The sequence below is a fragment of the Rhizobium sp. BK289 genome (assembly GCF_014193575.1).
GTDB classification, from domain to species: domain Bacteria; phylum Pseudomonadota; class Alphaproteobacteria; order Rhizobiales; family Rhizobiaceae; genus Rhizobium; species Rhizobium tropici_C.
Window position 1 is genome coordinate 349573 of record NZ_JACHZO010000008.1, and the last position, 9486, is coordinate 359058.

Sequence of the window (9486 nt, forward strand, 5' to 3'; positions counted from 1 at the left end):
GCTATCCTCATAGTCATGAGACCCGATCAACTGCTTTATCCGGCGCCAGAGGGCCTGTTCTGTCCGATTGGCGGCTTCTATATCGATCCCGTGCAGCCGGTCGGTCGCGCACTCGTCACGCATGGCCATTCGGATCACGCCCGCTCCGGCCACGCGCATGTGCTCGCCACTCGGCAGACGCTCGATATCATGCGTATTCGCTATGGCGACGGTTTTGCCGGCTCGGAACAGGCGATCGGCTTCGGCGAGGAGGTGACGATCAACGGCGTCAAGGTGCAGTTCCATCCTGCCGGCCATGTGCTCGGCTCCGCGCAGATCGCGGTGGAGAAGGATGGGCTGCGCATCGTCGTTTCGGGGGATTACAAGCGCCGGCCGGATCCGACCTGTGCAGCCTATGTGCCGGTTCCCTGTGACGTCTTCATCACCGAGGCGACATTCGGGCTGCCGGTCTTCCACCATCCCGATCCCATGGCCGAGACGCGGAAGTTTCTGGCCTCGCTTTGCCAATTCCCCGAACGAACGCATCTGATCGGTGCCTATGCGCTCGGCAAGGCACAGCGCGTCACCCGTCTGCTGCGCGATGCCGGCTATGACAAGCCGATCTATATTCACGGTGCGCTCGAAACGCTGTGCGACTACTATGTCAGCCAGGGCATCGAACTCGGCGAACTCAAACCGGCCACCATAGAAAGCCGGGATCAGTCGATCTTCCATGGCGCCGTCGTCGTCGGCCCACCCTCCGCTTTCCAGGATCGCTGGGCGAGGCGGCTCCATGACCCGCTGCCGGCATTCGCCTCCGGCTGGATGATGGTGCGCCAGCGCGCCAAGCAGCTCGGCGTCGAGCTGCCGCTTGTGATCTCCGATCATTGCGACTGGCCCGAACTGACCGAGACGATCTCCGACTTGAAGCCGAGCGAGGTCTGGGTCACCCACGGCCGCGAAGAGGCGCTCGTGCGCTGGTGCGAGCTGCAGGGCATCGCCGCCAAGCCGCTGCATCTCATCGGCTATGAAGACGAGGGCGATTGATGAAAGCCTTTGCCGACCTTCTCGACCGCCTGGTGCTGACGCCGAGCCGCAACGGCAAGCTGAAGCTGTTGACCGATTATTTTCGCGACACGCCCGATCCGGACCGCGGCTATGGTCTGGCCGCCATCGCCGGCACGCTCGAAGTGCGCAATGTCAAGCCCGCAATGCTGCGCGAGCTCGTTCTCGAGCGCATGGACGAGGTGCTGTTCCGCTATTCCTACGATTATGTCGGCGATCTTGCCGAGACGATCTCGCTGGTCTGGGATAGGGAGAGCGATATAGAGCGCCCTGCCGGCGAGCAGCCGAAGCTCGGCGACGTCGTTCGCAGCATGAACGCGCTGGGGCGGACCGAGGTGCGCAGTTTCGTCCGCGATCTACTGGACCGGCTGGATACGTCGGGCCGTTTCGCCTTCCTGAAGCTCGCGACCGGTGCGCTGCGCATCGGCGTTTCGGCACGCCTCGCCAAGCAGGCGCTCGCCGAGCTTGGCAGCAAGGACGTCACCGAGATCGAAACGCTGTGGCACGGCCTGCAGCCGCCCTATGAAAACCTGTTTCGCTGGCTTGCGGGGGAGGCTGAGAAGCCGATCCTGGCGACGCCGGCGATCTTCCATTCCGTCATGCTGGCCAACCCGGTGGAACCTGGCGATCTCGATGGGCTCGACTCGCGGGATTTCGCCGCCGAATGGAAATGGGATGGCATCCGCGTCCAGCTTTCACGCTCCGGGGAGACGAGCAAGCTCTATTCGCGCTCCGGCGACGACATATCCGGCGCCTTTCCCGACGTTGTGGACGCCATGAATTTCGAGGGCGTCATGGATGGCGAGCTGCTGGTCGGCGGCACCGTTCGCTCCAATAGCCCGACACGCAGCTTTTCCGACTTGCAGCAGCGCCTCAACCGCAAGACCGTCACCGCAAAGATGCTGGAGGAGTTTCCGGCCTTCATCCGTGCTTACGATCTTCTGTTCGATGGCGCCGAGGATGTGCGTGCCCGCGGCTTCCTCGATCGGCGCGAGCGGCTGACTGACATCATCGACGCGGCACCGCATGATCGTTTCGATCTGTCGCCGCTCGTCGATTTCTCCTCCTGGGAGGAGCTCGACCGATTGCGCACCGCGCCGCCCGATCCGGTGATCGAGGGCGTAATGATCAAGCGCAAGGACAGTTCCTATCTCGCCGGCCGGGCCAAGGGGCCTTGGTTCAAGTGGAAGCGGGATCCTTATAATGTCGATGCCGTTTTGATGTACGCGCAGCGCGGCCATGGCAAGCGCTCCAGTTACTACTCCGATTTCACCTTCGGCGTCTGGGCGACGACGTCGGAGGGCGAGCAGCTCGTGCCTGTCGGCAAGGCCTATTTCGGCTTCACCGATGCCGAGCTGGAGGTGCTCGATAAGTTCGTGCGCAACAATACTGTCGATCGTTTCGGCCCGGTGCGGGCCGTGCGCGCCGATCGCGATTTCGGCTTCGTGCTCGAAGTGGCCTTTGAAGGCATCAACCGCTCCAGCCGGCACAAATCGGGCGTCGCCATGCGTTTTCCCCGCATTGCAAGGCTACGGCCCGACAAGCCGCCCTACGAGGCGGACAGGCTGGAAACTTTGATCGCGATGATTGACGCCAAGGCTCCTGTTGTCGATGAATAGGGCAGGGCGATTCCTCACCACAATGTGAGTTGGCCTTGCCTTTCGACCCGTGCAGATTTGGGCTGCGCCGGGATATTTGGACAGAGCTATGACCACGTCTGACGACCACCTATTCCGTCTCAATCGCCGTGCGGTTCTGGCCGGCATCGCTTCCACCCTTTTCGCACCCCCTATCGTCAGAGCGGCCGATGACAGCACGACCGGAAGCAAGCCGGCCGAGACCAAGGGCGAGATTGCCCGCAGCGATGAAAAGGCGTCCGATGCGCCGCCGCAGCTTGCCGGCGATTATGCCAAGGAGCGCCATCTGTTCCGGACCGACCTGTTAAGCAAGGGGCCGGCTCCCGATATCTACGAGCCGCTGGCCACGCCATCGACCGCCGATCGGCTTTTCTATCGCAGCGGCGTTGGTGACGAGCTGGAACTCGTCGCCTGGGTCTCCCGCTACACGCGCTCGGCAAAGCCGAAGCCGGCCGTGCTTTTCCTGCATGGCGGTAACGCCATCGGCCAAGGGCACTGGCAGCTGATGAAGCCGTATATCGATGCCGGCTATGTCGTCATGATCCCGTCCATGCGCGGGGAGAACGGGCAGAGGGGCAATTTCTCGGGCTTTTACGACGAAGTTGCCGATGTGCTGGCGGCCTCCAACCGGCTGCGGCACCTGCCGGGCGTCGATCCACATCGCCTGTTCCTGGCCGGACACAGTATCGGCGGCACGCTGGCCATGCTGACCGCCATGTCGACAAAGCGCTTTCGCGCGGTCGCGCCGATATCAGGCAACCCGGATGCCTATGCCTTCTTCGGCCGCTATCCGCAGGATATCCGCTTCAACACCAAGAACCCGCGCGAATTCCAGATGCGCTCGCCACTCTGCTATGCGCACAGCTTCAAGAGCCCGATCAAGCTGTTCCATGGCACCGAGGAAGCCCATTTCGACTCACGTCTGGCGCTGCTTTCGAAGCGGGCGACGGCCGCCGGCGTAAAGATGGAGATGGCAACGGTGCCGGGCAGCCATAATTCGGCTCTGCCGGGCGAAATCGAGCAGAGCATCGAATTCTTCAGGAGTGTCGCTGTCTAAATAACCGCTGACGCCATCAGTTTCTCTATCAGCGCCGCTGCCGCCTCCGCGATCACGGTTCCGGGCGGAAAGATCGCGTCTGCGCCGGCCGCTTCGAGGGCTGCGAAATCCTGTGGCGGAATGACGCCGCCGACGGCGATGAGCACCTTGCCCGCATGGCGGCGCGCGAGCGCAGTTTTCAATTCCGGCACCAGCGTCAGATGACCGGCGGCAAGCGACGATGCGCCGACGATGTCGACCCCCTCGCGCACGGCGACGTCGGCCACTTCCTCCGGAGTCTGGAACATCGCGCCGACGACGACATCGAAGCCGAGATCGGCAAAGGCCGTGGCAATGACCTTCTGGCCGCGATCGTGCCCATCCTGGCCCATCTTGGCGATCAGGATGCGCGGCTTCTCGCCCCGCGCCCTACGGAACGCCTCGACTTTGGCCACGGCCGCATTGAAGACGGGATCTTCGGAGCCGACCTCCTTGCGGTAAACGCCGGAAATGGTCCTGATCTCTGCGACATGACGGCCATAGGCTTTTTCAAGCGCCAGCGAGATTTCACCGACGGTGGCTCTCGCTCTTGCCGCCTTGACGGCAAAATCGAGCAGATTGCCAGTGCCGTTTCGCGCGGCATCCGTTAAGGCATCCAGGGCTGTTTCGACGGCAGCCGTCTCGCGGGTGCCCTTCAGCTGCTGCAGCTTGGAAAGCTGGCGTGCCCGCACCTCGGAATTCTCGACCTTCAGCACATCGACTTCGATATCCTGCTCCGGCTTGGAAAAATTGACGCCGACGACGGTCTGATGACCGCTGTCGATGCGTGCCTGCGTGCGGGCGGCCGCTTCCTCGATCCTGAGCTTCGGAATGCCCTTCTCGATCGCCTTCGCCATGCCGCCGAGCGCCTCCACCTCCTCGATATGGGCAAGGGCGCGCGCGGCAAGATCATGAGTCAGCCTTTCGACATAGGCCGAGCCGCCCCAGGGGTCGATGATCCCTGTCGTGCCCGATTCCTTCTGCAGCAGGATCTGCGTGTTACGGGCGATGCGGGCGGAATGGTCGGTCGGCAGGGCCAGCGCCTCGTCGAAGGAATTGGTATGGAGCGATTGCGTATGCCCCTGCGTTGCTGCCATCGCCTCGACCATGGTGCGGATGATATTGTTCATCGGGTCCTGTGCCGTCAGCGACCAGCCGGAGGTCTGGCTGTGGGTCCTGAGCGCCAGGGATTTCTGGTCCTTCGGCGCAAAATTCTTCTGCATCAGCGCCGCCCAGATCAGCCGTCCCGCGCGCATCTTGGCGACTTCCATGAAGAAATTCATGCCGACGGCCCAGAAGAAGGAGAGGCGAGGGGCGAAACTGTCGATATCGAGCCCGGCTGCGACGCCGGCCCGCGCATATTCGATGCCGTCGGCGATCGTGTAGGCGAGCTCCAGATCCGCCGTCGCGCCTGCCTCCTGCATATGGTAGCCGGAGATCGAGATCGAGTTGAACTTCGGCATTCGCTGGCTGGTATAGCTGAAAATGTCCGAAACGATCCGCATGGAGGGCTGTGGCGGATAGATATAGGTGTTGCGGACCATGAATTCCTTGAGGATATCGTTCTGGATCGTGCCTGATAGCTTGTCCTCGGAGACGCCCTGTTCCTCGGCCGCGACGATATAGAGCGCCATGATCGGCAGCACTGCGCCGTTCATGGTCATCGACACGCTCATTTCATCGAGGGGAATGCCGTCGAAGAGCTGGCGCATGTCGAGGATGGAATCGATTGCGACGCCCGCCATGCCGACATCGCCTGATACCCTCGGGTGATCGCTGTCATAGCCGCGATGAGTAGCAAGATCGAAGGCGACGGAGAGGCCCTTCTGGCCGGCGGCGAGATTGCGGCGATAGAAGGCATTGGATTCCTCGGCCGTCGAGAAGCCGGCATATTGCCGGATGGTCCAGGGCTGCTGGACATACATCGTCGGGTAGGGGCCGCGCACGAAGGGTGCCGCGCCGGGATAGGTCTCAAGGAAGTTCAGGCCGGTGAGGTCGCTTTCACCGTAGGCGCGTTTGACGGCGATGCCTTCAGGGGTTTCCCAGGCTGGGGCGTTGGTTGTCGGCGCGGTTGCCTGCGGTTTGATCCAGGGGATGGTGGCGAAGTCGGGAATCTTGGTCATGGGTTCGAAGCCTCCGTGGACGTCGAAAGTCTGATACCCCCCTCTGTCGCTTTCGCGACATCTCCCCCACAAGGGGGGAGATTAGAAACTTGCGGGGCCTTTCTGCCCCAAACAGATACCGCACCTGCGGCAGCGCGGGTTGGCATTCCCGCTGGGGTCAAATGCTGGCACGAAACGATCTCCCCCCTTGTGGGGGAGATGTCACGAAGTGACAGAGAGGGGTGGGCATTCTCCGCGAATTCAGCAGTCGCCATATGACACCCCCTCATCCAGCCGTACCGGCATCAACCCCATCCCGCCAGCAACCGGCCCCGACGCCCCCAAAACAACCACCGGCCGCTCCGTTTTCATCGCAAACAGCGTCGTTCCCACGATCGGCTTGGCGATGCGATCGGCTCGCGCCTCGGTAATCATCGCCGCAAGCTCGCCGCTGGTGATCACCTTCGCCAATCCACCTTTGCTTTCGATATCGGTGAAAATATCCCATGCCCGCTCGGCCAGTGCATCGGTCAATGCCTCGATGCCGCCGGCTCCGACGGCAGGATCGACGACATGATCGAGATGGCTCTCGGCCATGAGGATCGTCTGCGTGTTGCGCGCCAGGCGCCGCGCCAGCGGATCGGGAATGCCGTGCGTCAGGCTGTGCGGCAGGACGGAGATTTCGTCAGCACCGCCGACGCCGGCTGAAAAGACCGCAATCGTATTGCGCAGGATATTCGTCTCGGGATCGCGGTGGGTGAGCATGCGATAGCTCGTCTCGGCGAAGAGATGCGCCGGCTGCGGATTGGGGACGCCACAGGCCTTGGCGATCCGGGTGAAGATCAGCCGCGCCGCGCGTGTCTTTGCCATCGTCGTGAACTGGTTCTGATCGGCGGAAAGGCAGAGGCTGGTTGCCGCAAGCGCTGCCTCCAGCGAAAGGCCCGCCTCCTCTAGCAGTCGCAAATGGCCGACGAGGCTTGCAGCCATGACAGCCAGTTCCTGTGCTTCGGTGCCGCCGGCATTGTGAACCACGCGACCGTCGGCGTTGACTATCGTGCCACGGAGGCCGCGCTCGGCGAAGCGCTTGATATCCTTTGCAAAGGAAGCCTGTCCTCCATCGTAGGAAAAGGCATCGAAACCGAGATGCAATGTTCTGGCAGCCGGATTTGCAGTCGCTGAAACCAGGGCGTCGAGTGCGCCGGAGGAGAAGCCGTCGAAGCGCAGGACAGCGGCTTTGTCCCATATCGCCGCTGGTGAGCGGGAAAAGCCTGGGCCTTGCACGTCGATGCCGGTGCCGAAGGCGGAAGCGGATGTTTTGGAGACGAGACAGATGCCGGTTGCGCCATTGGCGAGATCGTCATCAAGCTGCGCCAGCGCCCGCTCGGTGCCTGGATCATCCATGCGCTGGATCACCGTCCAGGGCATATCGGCCTGCTGGCGGGAAAGCGGCGTGCCATCGGTCCGCCGCTGATAAAGCGGCTCGATGGCAATGCCGTCATCGGTCCGCGACACCAGCGTCTCTTCGAAATCCTGGCCTTTCAGCGCCCGTTCCACCAGCTTCAGCCAACCCTTGCGGTCGGTCTGATCGAAAATGGCCGGGTCGAGACTGTCGATATTCATGCGATCCTCCGTCCTGCAATGGTCTAACCCATGACGGCGCAAGGGAAAACAGAAGTTTGGCCGATCCGGACAATATCTCGCCCCGGATAATATCTCGACGATGACGCCAGCTTCGCTCCAGCCGCAACAGTCATCATGCGGCCGACCCAATATGTCCCAACTGGTTTCCGATGATGGCCGATCTGCTGCCCGCCTCCCGTCACCTGCTCGCCTCTGCCGCTCTGGCGGCATTGTCCGCCTGCAGCATCATTCCCGATACCGGTGCGACAGATCCGGACCGGTTCGCACAGGAGACAGCGCCGATCTTCTATCGCCCCGAAGGCATCGACCCGCAGAAGGTGCAGCGTCTGCCGGTGCAACCCGTGCCGCAGGCGCGTGATCTCTTCCGCACCCAGTTCCATCAGACCTACGGCCTGCCGACTTTCAATCCGGTGCATCAGGCCATGTATGCCCAGCGAAACGAAGATGATTTCATGCTGCCGGCCGTGCCCTACAAGCGCATCGATCCGCGCTTCCTGCGGCAGGAGGTCGACTACCAGACCAATGAGCGGCCCGGCACCATCGTCGTCGATACGCGAAACCACTTCCTCTATTTCGTCGAGCCGGGCGGCAGGGCCATGCGCTATGGTGTTGGCCTCGGCGCTGCGGGATATGCCTGGCATGGCAGGGGCATGATCCAGTGGAAGCAGAAGTGGCCACGCTGGACGCCGCCGGCCGAGATGGTTGCGCGCGACCCGCAGATGAAGTCGCTGGCGGCGGAGCGCGGCGGCATGAATCCCGGGCCGACCAACCCGCTCGGCGCGCGGGCGCTTTATATCTATCAGAATGGGCGGGACACGCTTTATCGCGTTCACGGCACGCCGGATTGGCAATCGATCGGCAAGGCAGCGTCCTCGGGTTGTGTCCGCATGCTCAATCAGGACGTGATTGATCTCTACAACCGGGTGCCTGATAAGACGGAAATCGTCGTTCTGTAGGGATAATTTACCACAAATTTTCGTGATGTTGCATAAGTGCGATAGCGGGCTCCGGCTACGCTCTTTAGTTTTGCTCCTGTCTCTGCGAACCTCTCGGGAAGCCGAATCAGCTCGCGTGCTGCGGATTCTTGGCTCCCCTTCAATAGGAACGATGCTGTCGACATGAGTCTGCCTTCATCACTATCCCGACGTAATTTTCTCGCCCTTGCTGGCATCGGCGCCGTTTCGACGCTCGCCGGCTGCGCCTCCACCATCGATAACGGCCCGGTCGTCAGCCCGGTGCAATATACCGGCTCGCCAAGGCCGTTCCGCACCTGGTTCTCCAGCTATGATGGCGAGCAGCCCGATCCGGCCGTCATCTATGCAGCCATGGATGATGGCGGTTTCCATATCCCCGCGGTTCCCTACGAGCAGATCGACCGGCGATTTTATCGTCAGCGCGTCGTGGATCCGACCGGGGAAGCGCCGGGTAGCGTAGTCGTCAATACGACGGAGCGTATGCTTTACGTCACCGAACAGGGCGGCACGGCAATGCGCTATGGCATCGGCGTCGGCCGCGAGGGCTTTGCCTGGCAGGGCCGAGGCGTCATTCAGTGGCGCAAGAAGTGGCCGCGCTGGAACCCGCCGGACGAAATGGTCGCCCGTCAGCCGGAGCTTGTGAAGTATTCCATCGCCAATGGCGGCATGGATCCGGGTCTGAAGAATCCGCTCGGCGCGCGTGCGCTTTACATTTTCGAAGACAAGCAGGATTCGCTTTACCGCCTGCACGGCAATCCCGACTGGCGCTCCATAGGCAAGGCCGTATCCTCCGGCTGTGTCCGCTTGCTGAACCAGGATGTCATCGATCTATACGATCGTGTGCCGGAGCGCGCGCCGATCCTCGTGACGGCCTGATTGAATATCATTGAAACGGGCGCCTATTCGGCGCCCCTTTGATTATATCGATAAATAAACCTCCACCTACGGTGGAGGACTGGACGAGTTCTACACGGTAGTTGAGAGACCTCCTGCTTGAACCGCTGGGGTGGCCC

At 62.1% G+C, this 9486-nt stretch carries 7 protein-coding genes; 5 read left to right on the forward strand and 2 right to left on the reverse strand.

Translation table 11 applies throughout. The annotated features are described in order from the left end of the window. Window positions 1-15 precede the first annotated feature (15 nt). The 3 genes from FHT84_RS18245 to FHT84_RS18255 all read left to right on the forward strand — a co-directional run bounded on the left by FHT84_RS18245 (window position 16) and on the right by FHT84_RS18255 (window position 3738). Window positions 16-1026 carry a ligase-associated DNA damage response exonuclease gene (locus FHT84_RS18245; protein ID WP_183763317.1) on the forward strand — a complete coding sequence of 337 codons (1011 nt, stop codon included), beginning with the start codon at window positions 16-18 and terminating at the stop codon, window positions 1024-1026. Then, on the forward strand, window positions 1026-2663 hold the full coding sequence (locus FHT84_RS18250) for a cisplatin damage response ATP-dependent DNA ligase (protein WP_183763319.1): 1638 nt from the start codon (window positions 1026-1028) through the stop codon (window positions 2661-2663). Before FHT84_RS18245 ends, FHT84_RS18250 begins: the two co-directional genes overlap by 1 nt. A gap of 88 nt (window positions 2664-2751) precedes the next feature. Continuing rightward, window positions 2752-3738 (forward strand): alpha/beta fold hydrolase, encoded by a 987-nt coding sequence (locus FHT84_RS18255; protein ID WP_113251061.1) that lies wholly within the window; start codon window positions 2752-2754, stop codon window positions 3736-3738. On the opposite strand, the gene scpA is transcribed toward FHT84_RS18255, so the two are convergent. Then, window positions 3735-5879, reverse strand: coding sequence for a methylmalonyl-CoA mutase (scpA, locus tag FHT84_RS18260; RefSeq protein WP_113251060.1), 2145 nt, complete (start codon window positions 5877-5879; stop codon window positions 3735-3737). The two genes, FHT84_RS18255 and scpA, sit on opposite strands and share 4 nt — an antisense overlap. 240 nt (window positions 5880-6119) lie before the next feature. Then, on the reverse strand, window positions 6120-7478 hold the full coding sequence (locus FHT84_RS18265) for a methylmalonyl-CoA mutase family protein (protein WP_183763321.1): 1359 nt from the start codon (window positions 7476-7478) through the stop codon (window positions 6120-6122). Window positions 7479-7651: 173 nt separating this feature from the next. On the opposite strand from FHT84_RS18265, the gene FHT84_RS18270 reads away from it, so the two are divergent. Continuing rightward, on the forward strand, window positions 7652-8455 hold the full coding sequence (locus FHT84_RS18270; protein WP_169644769.1) for a L,D-transpeptidase: 804 nt from the start codon (window positions 7652-7654) through the stop codon (window positions 8453-8455). A 162-nt stretch (window positions 8456-8617) separates the two neighbouring features. Then, window positions 8618-9349 carry a L,D-transpeptidase gene (locus FHT84_RS18275; protein ID WP_112340300.1) on the forward strand — a complete coding sequence of 244 codons (732 nt, stop codon included), beginning with the start codon at window positions 8618-8620 and terminating at the stop codon, window positions 9347-9349. The last annotated feature ends 137 nt before the right edge of the window (window positions 9350-9486 follow it).